The organism is Botryobacter ruber (assembly GCF_003347595.2).
Lineage (GTDB): Bacteria > Bacteroidota > Bacteroidia > Cytophagales > Hymenobacteraceae > Pontibacter > Pontibacter ruber_A.
Genome location: NZ_QCZK02000055.1, coordinates 125037 through 140516, shown reverse-complemented (window position 1 = coordinate 140516; position 15480 = coordinate 125037). Strand labels below are relative to the sequence as shown.

Sequence of the window (15480 nt, the reverse complement as noted above, 5' to 3'; positions counted from 1 at the left end):
CTAGTCCTCCAGCAGGATACAACGGTTATTCTGCAGATCCTGCTCTACCGTCTTGAACTTCACATCTTTCAGCACGCGGCCATCGTTGTACTGCACGCTTACGCGGTCGTTGCGGCCGGCTACTTTGTGCGAATGAGCAGGCATCACCTTGGGAGGCTCCGGCGTATGCCCGGAGGTAGAGCCATCGCTTCCTTCGAGCGAAGAATGCACTTCCTGCTTCTCTTCGTGCAGCACCGGCGCCTTCTGCTTTGGCTGCGGACGCGGCTCCTGTACCTGCTCGGGTGCCTGAATTGGAATAAAGGCGTGGAACAGGAACGAAACTGTTTCTTCGTTTACTTTGCCAATCATGCGCTTGAACAGCTCAAACGATTCGAACTTGTAAATCAGGAGCGGATCTTTCTGCTCGTACACCGCATTCTGCACCGACTGCTTCAGGTCGTCCATGTGGCGCAGGTGGTCTGTCCAGGCGTGATCGATGGTGCCTAAGGTCACGATCTTTTCCATAGCACGAATCAGCTCCAGCCCCTGCGTTTCGAAGGTTTTGGTGAGATTGGCGACAGCTGCTAACTGGCGCTTGCCATCGGTAAACGGCACGGCTACGTTCTCGATCATCGGTCCACGGTTCTGGTGAATGTCGGTAATGATCGGGTAGGCCTGTGCGGCAATTTGCTTGTTCTTGTTCAGGTAGTAACTCAGGGCCTCGTTATACAGGCGCTCCGCCAGCACATTGGCATTGGTACCATTAAAATCTTCCTGTGTGATGCCAGTATTGTAACCGAAAATGCGGATGATGCTCAGTTCGAAGTTCTCGTAGTCGTTTACGTTTTTGAAGTTCACTACCAAATCTTCGCTGATATCGTAGATCATGTTCCAGATATCCAGCTCCAGGCGTTCGCCATACAGGGCATTTCGGCGGCGTTTGTACACCACTTCGCGTTGGGCGTTCATCACGTCGTCGTACTCGAGCAGGCGCTTACGCATACCGAAGTTGTTTTCCTCTACCTTCTTCTGCGCTCGCTCAATGGAGTTGGTGATCATGGAGTGCTGAATTACCTCACCTTCTTCCAGTCCCATGCGGTCCATGAGGCGGGCAATGCGGTCGGAGCCGAAGAGGCGCATCAGGTTGTCTTCCAGCGACACGAAGAACTGCGAAGAACCCGGATCACCCTGACGACCGGCACGACCACGCAACTGGCGGTCTACACGGCGGGACTCGTGGCGTTCTGTACCTACAATGGCCAAACCACCGGCCGCTTTAGACTCAGGTGCAAGCTTGATGTCGGTACCACGCCCCGCCATGTTGGTGGCAATGGTTACGGTACCCGGCTTACCGGCTTCGGCTACAATCTCGGCTTCTTTCTGGTGCTGCTTGGCGTTTAGTACCTGGTGCCTGATTTTACGCATGGTCAGCATGCGGCTCAGCAACTCCGATATCTCTACCGAGGTAGTACCCACCAGCACCGGTCGTCCGACCTCTGTAAGCGCTACAATTTCGTCGGCTACGGCATTGAATTTCTCGCGGGTGGTTTTGTATACCTTGTCGTGCTCGTCTTTGCGCTGGATTGGCCTGTTGGTCGGGATTACTACCACATCCAGTTTGTAAATATCCCAGAACTCACCGGCTTCTGTTTCGGCAGTACCTGTCATACCGGCCAGCTTGTGGTACATCCGGAAGTAGTTCTGCAGCGTAACGGTGGCGTAGGTTTGTGTAGCATCTTCTACCTTCACGTTTTCCTTTGCCTCGATGGCCTGGTGCAGCCCGTCGGAATAGCGGCGGCCTTCCATTACACGGCCCGTCTGCTCATCCACAATTTTCACTTTGTGATCAGGCGTTACAATGTACTCCGTATCTTTCTCGAACAGGGTGTAGGCCTTGAGCAACTGGTTGATGGTGTGGATACGCTTCGATTTTTCCTGGAAGTCGGAAATCAGTTTTTCCTTGGCATGCAGCTGCTCTTCATTCGACTGCGACTTGTCGTTTTCGATGTTGGCTATTTCGGTACCGATATCGGGCATAATGAAGAAGTTTGGATCTTCGCCCTGGCCGGTGATCAGGTCAACGCCTTTCTCGGTCAGCTCTATCTGGTTGTGTTTTTCGTCGATGGTGAAGTAGAGCGGCTCGTCGGCTTCCGGCATCATGCGGGAATTGTCCTGCAGGTAGTAGTTCTCGGTTTTCTGCAGCACGGCACGGTTACCGGTTTCGCTCAGGAACTTAATCAGCGGCTTGCTCTTGGGCAGACCACGGTACGCCCGGAACAGGGACAGGCCACCGTCTTTATCGTTGCCTTCTTTTATCAGGCGCTTGGCCTCGGTCAGGAAGTTGTTTACAATTTTGCGTTGCGCATCCACCAGCATAGCAATGCGTGGCTTGAGCTGGTAGAACTCGTGCTCATCGCCACGGGGCACCGGACCGGAAATAATCAGTGGCGTACGGGCATCGTCAATCAAAACGGAGTCCACCTCATCCACCATAGCGTAGTGGTGCTTGCGCTGCACGAGGTCCTGCGGTTCGCGGGCCATGTTGTCGCGCAGGTAATCAAAGCCGAACTCGTTGTTGGTACCGTAGGTGATGTCGGCACGGTAGGCGTTGCGGCGGGCCTCGGAGTTTGGCTGGTGCTTATCAATACAGTCTATTGTAATACCATGGAACTCGAACAGGGGCGCCATCCACTCGGAGTCACGTTTGGCCAGGTAGTCGTTCACCGTTACCACGTGCACGCCACGTTTTGCCAGCGCATTCAGGAAGGCAGGCAGGGTAGCCACGAGTGTTTTACCTTCACCGGTTGCCATCTCGGCAATTTTACCCTGGTGCAGCACCACGCCGCCAATCAGCTGCACATCGTAGTGAAGCATGTCCCAGGTTAGTTCGTGGCCGGCTGCCACCCAGGTGTTCGACCAGGTAGCTTTGTCGCCCTCCAGCTGCACGTTCGGCTTCCTGGAAGCAAAGTCTCTGTCCAGGTCGGTAGCGGTTACCACCAGTTGCTTATTTTCTTTGTAACGGCGGGCGGTTTCTTTAACAATAGCAAAAGCCGTCGGCAGCACATCCATCAGTACTACTTCCAGGTCTTTGTTTCGCTGCTTTTCGAGCTCGTCAATTTCAGAGAAGATATTTTCTTTCTGCACAATGTTGAGCTCCGGTTCATCGGCAACACGCTTATGCAGCGCCGCTATCTGCTCGTCGATTGGCTTCAGCCGCTCATCAATGATACCTTTTACCTCGGCTGTTTTCTGGCGAAGCTGGTCATCGGACAGGCTGGCTAGCTTTGCATATTCTTCGTTTATTTGAGAAACGTAAGGAACAACGTTCTTTATATCTCTGTCGGATTTAGTTCCGAATAGTTTCGCAACGGTTTTACCGAAAAAATCTAACATTATGTGTTGCTATTAAATGAATTTCTATGAACGTAAGGTTGTCAAAAATAAGCTGTTTTTCTGACATATCGTAGCATCTGTACGAAAACAATACCACACTGCAGTTAAGCGCATCTCCTGCCAAACTTACAGATAATAGTTCGCCCGTGAGCAGAACTTTTTCATGAAACCGAAAATGTTATGCCATATCAGGTAAAATCGGCAAAATGGCAGTAGTCCTTTACAGGTTATTCGTTGTTTCACCGGGATTGGTTTTGGGTTAAATTAGTTATTGGTTGTTAGTTATTTGTTATTGGGGAGGGAATGAAAGTTTAGGAGTTTGGAAGTTTAGAAGGTAGAGAGGTTGAGAGGTTGAGAGGTTGAGGGGGGCGGCTGTAGAGACGCGGTGCTCGCGTCTCCTGCCCGAACCACAGACAAACCCAATTCTGACAATTCAGAAATTCTGTAAATCCTGATTCAGACAAATAATCCTGTTGATCCTGCAATCATTTAATCGTGTTCAGACAAATAATCACAAAAATCAATTAAATCACACGAATCAGCGGTTCAGACAAATAATCCTGTTGATCCTTTAATCATTTAATCGTGTTCGGACAGCAGCAGAGGCTGTGGTGGCAGGAGCAGATAAGTAATTGCCGGAGAAAAGCCCTTACAAGAGGTGCCTGGGCAGTGGATACCACTGCTTAACAGGTTATTGCAGCTTTGAGATTTAAAAAAGTTTCTGGTACTCTACCACATCGTCCCAGCCTGCTGCTGTCCGGAGCCACTCTTTTCGCAGCCCCACTTCCTGGAAACCTGCCTGTTCGAAAAGCTGGCGGCTGGTGTGGTTCGAGGCGGTGACGGAGCAGTAGACCTGGTGCAGCAGGAGCGTTTGCCTGCAGTAGTCGAGCAGCAGTGATAGGCTTTCGGAAGCGTAACCTTGTCGGCGGAAAGCGGGCGCAAGCATAATACCGATGCCGGCACGGCAGTGCAGCGGCTCGAAATCAAAAAGATCGATGGCGCCTACGGGTTGGTGGTCGGGGGTGCAGATGAGCAACCGCAGCTGGCGGACGGTGTAAATATCGAGGGCAGCGTTTTCGAGGTACTGCTCCAGCACGAACCTGGAATAGGGTGCCACTGTGTTGCCCACGTGCCAGACGCTGACATCGTTTTCCAGCTCATATAAAAAATCCAGATCAGTGGGTTCTAAAGCTCGCAGGTAAATTTTGTCTGACTTTAAAAACACGCTGATCCGGATTTAGGTTGTTACTTTTTAGATGCTGCTTTAAACAGTAATCGAACCGGAAAAAACAAGCTTTGCAGGTCCCATCAGGTAGATGCTGTAGAAATTGTCGCCTTCGTGCTTAAAGGTAACCATCAGCTCTCCGCCCAATGTTTTTACTTTGATTGGGCTGTCGATGCCTCTTAATCCTGCCACCAGAGCGCAGGCAGTTACGCCGGTACCGCAGGAGAGGGTTTCATCTTCCACGCCACGCTCGTAGGTGCGCACAAAAAACTCGTCTTCCGCAATGCGCTCGGCGAAGTTAACATTGGTGCCTTTCTCGCTGAAGCGGCTGTTGTAGCGGACGGCACGGCCTTCCCGGTACACATCCAGTTCCTGCACATTATCTACAAAACGCACATAATGCGGCGATCCGGTATTCAGGAAATAATCGTCGCCAATCTGCTCCACGCCGCTCACATCGTTCATTTTCAGGTGAATATCGTCGCGTTCCACGCTGGCCTGGTGCTCGCCGTCGGCGGCCAGGAAACAGGCCACATCCTCGATCACACCCAGCTGGCGGGCAAAGCGGACCGCACAACGGGCGCCGTTGCCGCACATGGAGCCTACCCTGCCATCGGCGTTGTAATACACCATTTCGAAATCGTAGGTAGGATGGTCCTGCAACAGGATAAGCCCGTCGGCTCCAACGCCCATGCGGCGGTCGCACATGCGTTTTACCAGTTGCTCATCGTCTGCCGGAAAAGTTCGTTTGCGGTTATCGACCATCACAAAGTCGTTGCCCGTGCCCTGATATTTGTAAAAGTTTACTATCATGTACTTGAAACAATTAGTTCTGCAACTTAGTGCACTTTTTTAGGTTCGGCATATTAATTACTACTTTTACAGCCGGTTGGCTTTTGCCGAAATAATCTACAAAGATATGTATTCCTTTTTAACAACAGAAAACTGGCCTGATTATGAGCTGGTAGATTCCGGAAATTTTGAAAAACTGGAGCGATTCGGCAAGTACTACGTGGCACGCCCGGAACCGCAGGCCATCTGGGACAAGCATCTGCCCGAACAGGAATGGCAGCGGCTGGCCCAGGCCGTGTTCAAGCGCGACAAGGGCAGCTCCGAGAAAGGCCAGTGGCAGTTAAAAAAGGGAATGCCCGAGCAGTGGTACATCGATTATAAGTATAAAGACATGAGCCTGAGCTTCCGGCTGGGCCTCTCGTCGTTCAAGCATGTGGGGCTGTTCCCGGAGCAGGACAGCAACTGGCGCTTTATCTACGACACCACCCGCCAGCTGAAGACGAAGCCGCCAAAGGTACTGAACATGTTTGCCTACACAGGCGCCGCCACACTGGCTGCCAAAGCCGCCGGGGCCGACGTAACACACCTCGACTCGGTGAAGCAGGTAAACTACTGGGCCCGCGACAACATGGAAGCCAGCCGCCTCGACAACATCCGGTGGGTAGTGGAAGATGCCATGAAATTTGCCCGCCGCGAAGTGAAGCGCGGTAACACCTACAACGGCATCATCCTGGACCCGCCCGCGTATGGCCGCGGCCCCAACGGCGAGAAATGGCAACTGGAGGAGGAGCTGAACGAGATGATAAAGCTCTGCCAGGAGCTGCTCGACAAGACAGATTATTTCCTGCTCATCAACCTCTACTCCATCGGCTTCTCGGCCATGGTGCTGGATAACCTGATGCACCTGACATTTAAAGACCAGGTAAAACACCCCGAGATGGGCGAACTCTACCTGCACGACCGCGGCGAGCGTAAGCTGCCACTGGGTACTTTTTTCAGGTTCACTTCGGTGGGCAAGTAAATACAGGAGCAGCGGGTGTAGTGACTGCAGCAGCAGAATAAAATAAGCTGTTTTCTTAGCAAATCCGGGGCAGCTGCTCCCCCGAAGGCATCGCCACCACCCGGCGGCCGCCAATGAACGTCTGCAGCACCACCTGCCCCGGGTGTTCTGTTACTACCTTACCAATGATGGCTGCCTGTTGCCCTGGCGGCGACAGCGCCTGCAGTTGCTGCAGCGCGGCTACGCTTACGGCTTCCGATACCCAGGCTATAAAAATGCCTTCGTTAGCCACGTAGAGCGGGTCGAGGCCCAGCATTTCGCAGGCAGACTGCACCTGCCCCTCCAGCGGGATTTGCTGTTCGGTTATCGCCATGCCTAAATTCGTTTGCCGGGCAATTTCGTTGAGTACGGTGGCAACGCCGCCCCGGGTCGGGTCGCGGAGGAAGTGAATATCGGAACCAAACGCGTCCAGCAGCGCAAGCACCTGCTCGTGTACAGGGGCCGTATCGCTCTGCAGCTGTGACTCAAACGCCAGCCCCTCCCGCACCGACATTATCGCCATGCCGTGGCTGGCAACCGGGCCGCTGATCAGGATGCGGTCGCCGGGCCGGATGTTTCCAGCGTCTACCTGCGCCTGCGGGTGCACCTGCCCGATGCCGGAGGTGTTGATGAAAATTTTATCGCCTTTGCCGCGCTCCACTACTTTCGTGTCGCCGGTTACCACCAGCACGCCTGCTGTAGCTGATGCTTCCCGGATGGCAGATAGAATAGCATGAAACTCGTCTTTACTAAAACCTTCTTCCAGGATAAAGCTGAGGGAAAGAAATTTTGGCCGGGCGCCGCACATGGCTAAATCGTTAACGGTGCCGTTTACAGCCAGGTCGCCGATGCAGCCGCCGGGGAAAAACAGGGGCGACACCACGTAACTGTCGGTGGTGAAGGCGAGCCTGCCGGAGAGCTCAAACACCGCCCCGTCGTGCCGCTTTTGCAGGTATTCATTCTGCAGCAGCTTAAAAACCCCGTCCTCCAGCAGCTGACTGGTCAGTTCGCCGCCACTGCCGTGGGCGAGGGTAAAGCGTTCAAATGTCTTTTCCATAGGAGTGTATTAATGAGGTGAAGCAGTAACTTCACAGGCCTGCGAAAAATGAAAGTAGGCCGCACAGGCCCCTTCCGACGAAACCATGGGTGCTCCCAGCGGATACAGCGGCGTACAGGCTTTCCCGAAGTGCGGGCACTGGGCCGGCTTTTTCAGTCCCCGCAGAATTTCGCCCGCTATACAGCCTGTGTCAGTTTCTGAAAAAAGCACCTCCGCCGACTCGCCGAACTTCTGCTCCGCATCAAACTGCCGGTACTGCTCCCGTACCCGGTAACCGCTTTGCGGAATCAAACCGATGCCCCGCCATTCCCGGTCGGCCACCTCGAACACCTCCCGTATTACCGCCTGCGCAGCCTCGTTTCCGGACTCCCGCACCACCCGCGCGTACTGGTTTTCAACTGCTGCCCTACCTGTTTCGAGCTGCCGGACCGCCAGCAGGATGCCCTCCAGCAAGTCTACCGGTTCGAAACCGGTTACCACCACCGGTACCCGGTACTTTTGCGCCAGCGCGTAATACTCCTGCAGCCCCATGACGGTGCACACATGGCCTGCCCCCAGGAAAGCGTTGATGTTGTTAAACCTGTCGCTGAGGATCGCTTCCATCGCCGGAGGCACCAGCACATGCGACACCAGCACCGAAAAGTTTGTCAGCCCCTGCTTCGCCGCCTGCAGTACGGCCAGCGCATTAGCCGGGGCCGTTGTCTCGAATCCGACGGCAAAGAAAATCACTTCCTTCTCCGGATGCTCCTGTGCCAGCTTTACCGCATCCAGCGGGGAATACACAATCTTCAGGTTGCCGCCTTCCGAGCGGGCCTGCTGCAGGCTTTTGCGGCTGCCCGGCACCCGCACCATATCGCCAAACGAACACAGCACCACCTCCTGCCGCATCGCCAGCGCCACGGCTTTGTCAATCATAGAGGCGGGGGTAACGCAAACGGGGCAGCCGGGACCATGCACCATCGTCACCTCCGGCGGCAGCATCTCCAGGATACCGTTTTTCACCAGGCTGTGTGTTTGCCCGCCGCAAATTTCCATCAGCATCCAGGGCTGAGTTACGATTGCCTGTAGCTCTGTCAACAGTTTTTTCACGACTGCTGCATTCCGATATTCAGAAAGGTATTTCATGGCTGATGCTGGTTAAATGTCCTCTTCCGGCAACCCTTCCTCCTCCAACTCCCCCGATTCCTTCAGATATTCAAAAACAGTTCTGGCTTCTTCCTCGCTTATCACACTCAGGGCAATGCCGGCATGCACCAGCACGTAGTCGCCGGGCTGCGCTTCGGAGAGCATCGCCAGGCTGACGGTGCGTGAGATGCCGCCAAAGGAGATTTTGCCTGTCCGGAAGAATTCGTCGGATGCCTCGTCTATCGTTTCTAGTTTTGCAGGGATGCCTAAACACATGGTTAATACGGTTAAAGGTGATGTTGCTGATGCTTTTCTTCAAGTGCAGGCGTTTCTGCCTTTTGCCGGGCTTGCTGCTGCAGGCTGGTCCATGCCAGCTGTCCGTATGCGATACATTCATCGTTGGGCGGTAGCTGCCGGTGGAAGTATAACTGAAAGTCCGTAGACAGCTTTTCCAGGAGCAGGTCCACGAGCAGGCTGTTCTGGAACACGCCGCCACTGAAGGCAATGCTGCGGAGGGAGTAGTGACTTGCTACCTGCTCTACCAGTCGCACCAGCGTAACATGAAACTGCGCTGCCATTCTTGCCTGACTGATGCCTTGCTGCACATCCTGTAGCAGCTGCTGAAAAATTGGTACAACAGGTAAATTTTTCCCGTTGAAAGCTGCAACAGCATAGCCGGGCAACTCAAAAAGAGCCGGTTCGTGCATAGCTGCAGCCTCCAAAGCCATGGCTGCTTCTCCTTCGTAGCTGTTGCGGCTGCACAAGCCCATAAGTGCCGCTGCCGCGTCGAAAATCCGTCCCATGCTGGTGGTGTGCAGCGTGACCTTGTCAGGCTGAAGCAGTTGCTGGTAGAGCTTCCATTCTGCCGCCGTAAAAGAACTGCTGAGCACAGCTTCCGCTCCTTTTAGGCCATGGCAAAGCGCTAAAGCAGCTATGCGTGGTTCCAGCGCCATCTTGTCGCCCAGCAGGTGCAGGTACGGTTCGAACTGTGCCAGTGCAGCCATTTGTTTATCCTGGAACAGCAGGAATTCCCCGCCGCGTACCAGACCGTCGTGGCCGAGGCCGGTGCCATCCCAGATAACACCCAGTACCGGCTCGTGGTTATTTAGCAGCTGGTTCTCGGCGAGCACGGCGGCAAAATGTGCCTCGTGATGCTGCACCGCCACAACAGGTATTTCATATTTCCGCGCCAGCTGCTTTCCCAACTGCACGGACGCGTAGCCCGGATGTTTATCAATAATGATGTGCGAAGGCTGAAAGTGAAGCAGGTGTGCCAGGTGCGCCAGGCAACGCTCGAAATGCAGGAGGTTGTTATAAGAAGCGAGGTCGCCGAGGTACTGGCTGACACAGGTGTTGCCGCCGGCGGTGAAGGCGAAGGTGCTTTTTAGATCTGCTCCCAGCGCTAAGAAGTTATCTGCACCTGCCACCACTCCCGCTGCTGCCGGTGCAAAGCCTCTTGCCCTGCGCAGCAGGATGCGCTGCCGGTGCTTGGGCGTGAACTGCAGCACCGAATCGTCCTGCGGCATCAGAATGTCCCGGTTGTGCAGCAGTACAAAATCGGCGATACCAGCTAACTGCTCCAGCGCCTCCTCGTTCTTGTAGAGAATGTGGCTCCCTTTGCTGTTGGCGCTGGTGGCCACAACTGGTTGTTGAAATTCCGAAAGCAGCAGCTCAAGCAACGGGGCATAGGGCAGTAGCAAGCCCAGCCGGTTCATGCGCGGCGCAATAAGTTCCGTCTGTATACCCGAAGCAGCTTGCGGCTTCCGCTGTGCCAGCACGATGGGCGCTTCCGGCGACAGCAGCAGCTTTTGTTCTTCCTCATGCAGCACTACATCCTGCAGCACCGCCTCCAGGTTCGGGTACATCAGGGCGAAAGGCTTGTGCGGACGGTGTTTTCGTTTTCGTAAAGCAGCTACAGTGGCGGCATTGGCAGCATCGGCCAGCAGCAGGAAACCGCCTACTCCTTTCACGGCTACTATTTTTCCTTCGCGCAGGAGCTGCACCGTAGCCGCAATAACCTCCTGCTGGTTTTCCGTTACCAGGTGCTGCTGTGCATCATATAAGGCCAAATTAATGGGACAGTCGGGGCAGGAGTTGGTCTGGGAGTAGTAGCGGCGGTTCTGGGGGGCCTGGTACTCCTGTGCGCAGGCGGCACACATGGCAAAAGGCGCCATGGTGGTGTGCTCGCGGTCGTAGGGTAGCTTTGCCAGGAGGGAGTACCGGGGGCCGCAGGAGGTGCAGGTGGTAAAGGCATAGCCAAAGCGCCTGTTGTGGCTGTCGCTGATTTCGTGGCGGCAGCTTTCGCACATGGCCAGGTCGGGCGTAAGCAGCAGTCTGGCCGCTGCATCTACGGAAGGTTCCTTCAGAATCCGGAAGTCATCAAAATCTTTATCCGCTGTTCTTTCTATCGTTTTTGCCTGGATACAAGTATGAAGTGGCGCCTCTGTTGAAAGCTTTTCATAAAATTCCTGCACCTGTTGCGCCTCGCCCTGTACCTGAATGTGCACGCCATCAGCCTGGTTACGCACCCAGCCCTGCAGGCCTAGCTGCGTTGCCAGCCGGTACACAAACGGCCGGAAACCAATGCCCTGCACCTGTCCTGCGATATGGATGGCATAGGTCGGCATTGGCTAATTGACAGGTATAAGTGCGGCCTGTTCCTGTTTCAGCCAGTTCAGCCAGTTTTCCATGCCCGCTCCTTTAGTAGCAGAAAGTTCGATAAACTGCAGCCGGTGATTTACCCGCAGCGCATATTCCTTTGCCTGCTCCACTTTAAAGTCCACGTAAGGCAGCAGGTCGGTTTTGTTGATGATACAAAGGTGGGCGCTCTCGAACATGTTGGGGTATTTCAGCGGCTTGTCGTCGCCCTCGGTCACGCTCATCACCACTACACGGTACGTTTCGCCGAGGTCGAAGAGGGCGGGGCACACCAGGTTGCCTACATTTTCGATGACCAGGATGGACTGCGCTGCCGGGTGCAGCGCATGCAGGGCCCGGTGCACCATGTCGGCGTCGAGGTGGCAGCCGTTGCCGGTGTTTACCTGCACCACCGGCGCACCGGTGGCCTGTATGCGGTTGGCGTCCTGCATGGTTTGCTGGTCGCCCTCTATCACATACACCGGCACCTGCTCTTTCAGGGCCAGGATGGTTTTTTCGAGCAGCGTGGTTTTGCCCGAGCCCGGCGAACTGACCAGGTTGATGGCCAGCACCTGGCTGCTGTCGAAGTGCTGCCGGTTGTGGGCAGCGGCCTGGTCGTTTTTGTGCAGCACGTTCCGCTCCAGCACCCGGAACTGCTTTTGTGGGGCTCCGCTTACCACCAGGGGCCTTGCCGGCTGCCCTGGCAACGTTATGCTGGCCGGCTCGTCAGCGCTGCATCCGCAGGTTGTACACATAATGTTTTGATTTATAAGATTTCAAGCGATTTAATCCTGATTTCCTTCCCCTGCAGCAACTCCTTCCGAAAGCCGCCGCAGCACGGGCAGCAGTCGTAGATAAAAGCCAGTTCAAACGCGCTGTTGCAACTGAGGCACCTGGCGCTGCCTGTCGTATGCTCCACAAGGTACTCTGCCTTTTCCAGGACCGTTTGCTTTACCGCCTCCTGCCAGGCAAAGGCCAGCGCCTCTGTTTCCACGCCAGCCAGATTCCCGATTTCGAGCACGATTTTCCCGACGCTGGTCAGGCCCGCCTTTTTTACTTCTTCTTCGGCTATTTCAACAATGGTTAAGGCAATGGAAAGTTCGTGCACAGGCGCCGGCAGTTAAATTAAAAGCAAAGCAGCATCAATCATATTCAATTTATTCTCGTTTAATTATAACGCACGGGCACTTAAATTGTTCCTGCAACTTATTCCGCCAGCACCATGAAAACGAAAGCACGAAGCGAACTGCTTAACCACCTGTGGGAGCTGCACACTGCCCGCGGCTACCTGAGCGATGAGGATGTTGCTCGGACTTCCGCAGCGTTTGGCCTGTCTGCAGTGGATGTGGAAGGCGTTATCAGCTTTTACCATTTCTTTCACCGCCGCCCCGCCGGAACGTTTACCATTTACCTCAACAACAGCATTCTCTCCCGGTTTAATGGTTTTGAAAAAGTAAAAGCAGCGTTCGAGAAAGAAACAGGCGCTAAAGCAGGCGGCGTCAGTTCTTCGGGCATGTTCGGTTTGTTTGAGACGTCCTGCATCGGGCTGAGCGACCGGGAGCCGGCGGCACTCATTAACTTTCAGCCTTTTACCCGCCTTACGCCCGGCAAGGTACGCAGCCTTATCCGCAGCCTGAAAGCAGGCAGTACCCCGGCGGCGCTGGCCGATACCATCGAAGAACGGATTCAGTACAAGCCGGAAGCGGGTAAAGCCATCCTGTTCCGGAAATTTGTACCGGGCAAGGTGCTGACCAGGCTCAAAGCGCTCCCGCCGGACCAGGTTATCTCCATGATAAAGGATTCGGGTTTAACCGGAAGAGGCGGTGCTTTTTTCCCGACTGGCCTGAAGCGGGAGCTCTGTAAAAATGCCGAAGGCAGCACCAAATACATTGTCTGCAACGCCGACGAGGGGGAACCCGGCACCTTTAAAGACCGGGCCCTGCTCAACCTGTTGCCGGGCCTGGTTATAGAAGGCATGCTCATCGCGGGCTACGCGGTAGGAGCGCAGGAAGGCATTATTTACCTCCGGGCCGAATACTGCTGGCTCCTGCCCAAGCTGCACCAGGCCCTGATCTGCTACCGGAAAAAAGGGTACCTGGGCAGGCACATACCGGCTTTGGGCAACTACAGATTCGATATCCGGGTGCAGCTGGGAGCAGGCGCTTACATCTGCGGCGAAGAAACCGCCCTGCTGGAATCAATGGAAGGCAAACGCGGCGAACCCCGTCCGAAAACAGTTTTCCCGACAGACAAGGGATTTCTGGGCATGCCGACGGTGGTAAACAATGTGGAGACATTCTGCGCTGCGGCCCGCATCGTGGAACTGGGCGCAGAAAAGTTCCGCTCGCTGGGCGTGCCTGGCTCTGCGGGCACCAAACTGCTGAGCGTTGCCGGCGACTGCAAATACCCCGGCCTGTACGAAATTGAGTGGGGCATGAAAGTAAGCGAACTGCTGGACAGGTGCGGCGCCGAAAACCCGAAATACATCCAGATGAGTGGTCCATCGGGCGAACTTATTTCGATTGACGAGAAAGACCGCACCCTGTCCTGCGACGACATCCGCTGCGGCGGCTCGGTGATGGTTTTTAACGCAAACCGCGATTTGTTCACCATCCTGCATAACTTCTCGGCCTTCTTCACCCACGAATCCTGCGGCCTCTGCACGCCCTGCCGGGCCGGTAACCCGCAACTGCTGCACCTGCTCGAAAAGCTGCAAAAAGGCCAGGCCACCACCGACGATGTTAGCAAAATGCAGCAGTGGGCGGAAACCATCAAACACACCAGCCGTTGCGGCCTGGGCCAGACGGCGCCGAACTCGCTGGAGCAGGCCATCCAGAAATTTCCGCAGCTTTTCCGGGACAAAGTGACGAAGAGCGACCTGTTTAACCCGGCCTTCGACCTGGCAAAAGCGACCCACACCTATAACCAGCTCACCCATGAAAGCGCATGACGAAAAAGAGGTACGTATCCTGCTAGACGGGAAAGCCATTACCTGCCCGGAAGGCGGGAACCTGGTGCGGGTGGCGCAGGAAAACGGCGTTTACATCCCTACCCTCTGCTTCTTCGACCACATCGACCCCTCGCCCGGAACCTGCCGGGTGTGCACGGTAAAAGTAAACGGTAAATACACCGCCGCCTGCCAGGCAACAGCCAAAGCTGGTATGGAGGTAGAAGTGATGACACCGGAGCTGCTCGATTACCGCAAGGCCGTGGTAGAACTGCTGTTTGCCGAAGGAAACCACATCTGCCCCCTCTGCGAGAAAAGCGGGAAATGCACCCTGCAGGCACTGGGCTACGAGATGCACATGGAAACGCCCCGCTTCCCCTATACTTTTCCAGACAGGCAGATTGATTACCGACCCACACACCTCATGCTGGAGCACCACCGCTGTGTGCAGTGCAAGCGCTGCGTGGAAGATGTTTTTACCGACGATGGCAAACCGGTTTTTTTCTTTCAGCAGCGTGGTAAAGACACGGTAGTAGCAGTCGACTACGAGCAGGAAGCGCGGCTAACGCCTGAGCAGGCACATCGTGCCATGGACATCTGCCCCGTGGGCACTATCCTGCTGAAAGAAGATACCATAGAAGCCCCCGGGCACCGGAAGTACGACCACGTTCCCATCTCCGAACTACCGCCACCTGCTGCGACAGAAAAACCAGGAGCAGTGGCCATGGTGGCTGCTGCAGAACAAAAAAAAGTAGTCGCCACCGTATCGCTGGCCGGTTGCTTCGGCTGCCACATGTCGATGCTGGACATGGACCTGGACCTGCTGGACCTGCTACAGCTCGTTACCTTCAACCGCTCCCCCCTCACGGATATAAAGCAGTTTACCACCCGCTGCGACATCGGGTTGATAGAAGGAGGCTGCTGCTCGGATGAGAATGTGGAGGTGCTGCGGAAGTTCCGGGAGAACTGCGACATACTGGTTTCGGTGGGAGCCTGTGCCATCAACGGGAACCTGCCTGCCCTCCGCAACTGGTTGCCGCTGGAACAGGTTATGACAGAGGCCTACCTGGATGCTCCTACAGCCGATGCTACAGGCCTGATTCCACACCACGAAGACCTGCCCAAAATCCTGGATAAGGTGTACCCCTGCCACGAAGTCGTGAAGATTGACTACTTCATCCCCGGTTGCCCGCCGGGTGCCGACCATATTTACAAGGTGGTGCAGAACATCCTTTTCGGGACAAACTTCGATGTACCCTACGAGATCTTCAAATACGACTAACCGC

At 55.0% G+C, this 15480-nt stretch carries 12 protein-coding genes; 3 read left to right on the top strand and 9 right to left on the bottom strand.

All coding sequences use genetic code 11. The features are described 5' to 3' along the window. The 3 genes from secA to dapF all read right to left on the bottom strand — a co-directional run bounded on the left by secA (position 1) and on the right by dapF (position 5410). Positions 1–3372: a preprotein translocase subunit SecA gene (gene secA / locus DCW36_RS18805; protein ID WP_114778302.1), complete on the bottom strand. Its 3372-nt coding sequence runs from the start codon at positions 3370–3372 to the stop codon at positions 1–3. 709 nt (positions 3373–4081) lie between these two features. Then, complete coding sequence (locus DCW36_RS18800; RefSeq protein WP_114778301.1) at positions 4082–4597, bottom strand: GNAT family N-acetyltransferase; 516 nt, start codon at positions 4595–4597, stop codon at positions 4082–4084. Positions 4598–4636: 39 nt separating this feature from the next. After that, positions 4637–5410, bottom strand: coding sequence for a diaminopimelate epimerase (dapF, locus tag DCW36_RS18795; protein WP_114778300.1), 774 nt, complete (start codon positions 5408–5410; stop codon positions 4637–4639). A 106-nt stretch (positions 5411–5516) separates the two neighbouring features. Between dapF and DCW36_RS18790 the strand changes: the two genes are divergently transcribed. After that, a complete protein-coding gene (locus DCW36_RS18790) occupies positions 5517–6410 on the top strand; it encodes a class I SAM-dependent methyltransferase (protein ID WP_114778461.1) in 894 nt (297 codons plus the stop codon). A gap of 55 nt (positions 6411–6465) precedes the next feature. On the opposite strand, the gene hypE is transcribed toward DCW36_RS18790, so the two are convergent. Genes hypE through DCW36_RS18760 form a run of 6 tightly spaced genes read right to left on the bottom strand, consistent with a single transcriptional unit; the run spans position 6466 to position 12355 of the window. Next, positions 6466–7485, bottom strand: coding sequence for a hydrogenase expression/formation protein HypE (gene hypE / locus DCW36_RS18785; RefSeq protein ID WP_114778299.1), 1020 nt, complete (start codon positions 7483–7485; stop codon positions 6466–6468). Between the two features lie 9 nt (positions 7486–7494). Continuing rightward, entirely contained in the window at positions 7495–8610 is a 1116-nt protein-coding gene (gene hypD, locus DCW36_RS18780) for a hydrogenase formation protein HypD (RefSeq protein ID WP_114778298.1), read from the bottom strand. Between the two features lie 12 nt (positions 8611–8622). Next, entirely contained in the window at positions 8623–8886 is a 264-nt protein-coding gene (locus tag DCW36_RS18775; RefSeq protein ID WP_114778297.1) for a HypC/HybG/HupF family hydrogenase formation chaperone, read from the bottom strand. Between the two features lie 11 nt (positions 8887–8897). Beyond that, entirely contained in the window at positions 8898–11237 is a 2340-nt protein-coding gene (gene hypF, locus DCW36_RS18770; protein ID WP_114778296.1) for a carbamoyltransferase HypF, read from the bottom strand. A 3-nt stretch (positions 11238–11240) separates the two neighbouring features. After that, complete coding sequence (hypB, locus tag DCW36_RS18765) at positions 11241–12002, bottom strand: hydrogenase nickel incorporation protein HypB (RefSeq protein ID WP_114778295.1); 762 nt, start codon at positions 12000–12002, stop codon at positions 11241–11243. 11 nt (positions 12003–12013) lie between these two features. Beyond that, positions 12014–12355, bottom strand: a complete 342-nt coding sequence (locus DCW36_RS18760; RefSeq protein ID WP_164891181.1) for a hydrogenase maturation nickel metallochaperone HypA/HybF — start codon at positions 12353–12355, stop codon at positions 12014–12016. Between the two features lie 114 nt (positions 12356–12469). On the opposite strand from DCW36_RS18760, the gene DCW36_RS18755 reads away from it, so the two are divergent. After that, on the top strand, positions 12470–14197 hold the full coding sequence (locus tag DCW36_RS18755; protein ID WP_114778293.1) for an NADH-ubiquinone oxidoreductase-F iron-sulfur binding region domain-containing protein: 1728 nt from the start codon (positions 12470–12472) through the stop codon (positions 14195–14197). After that, on the top strand, positions 14184–15476 hold the full coding sequence (locus DCW36_RS22785) for an NADH-quinone oxidoreductase subunit B family protein (RefSeq protein ID WP_205702963.1): 1293 nt from the start codon (positions 14184–14186) through the stop codon (positions 15474–15476). Before DCW36_RS18755 ends, DCW36_RS22785 begins: the two co-directional genes overlap by 14 nt. Positions 15477–15480: the final 4 nt, after the last annotated feature.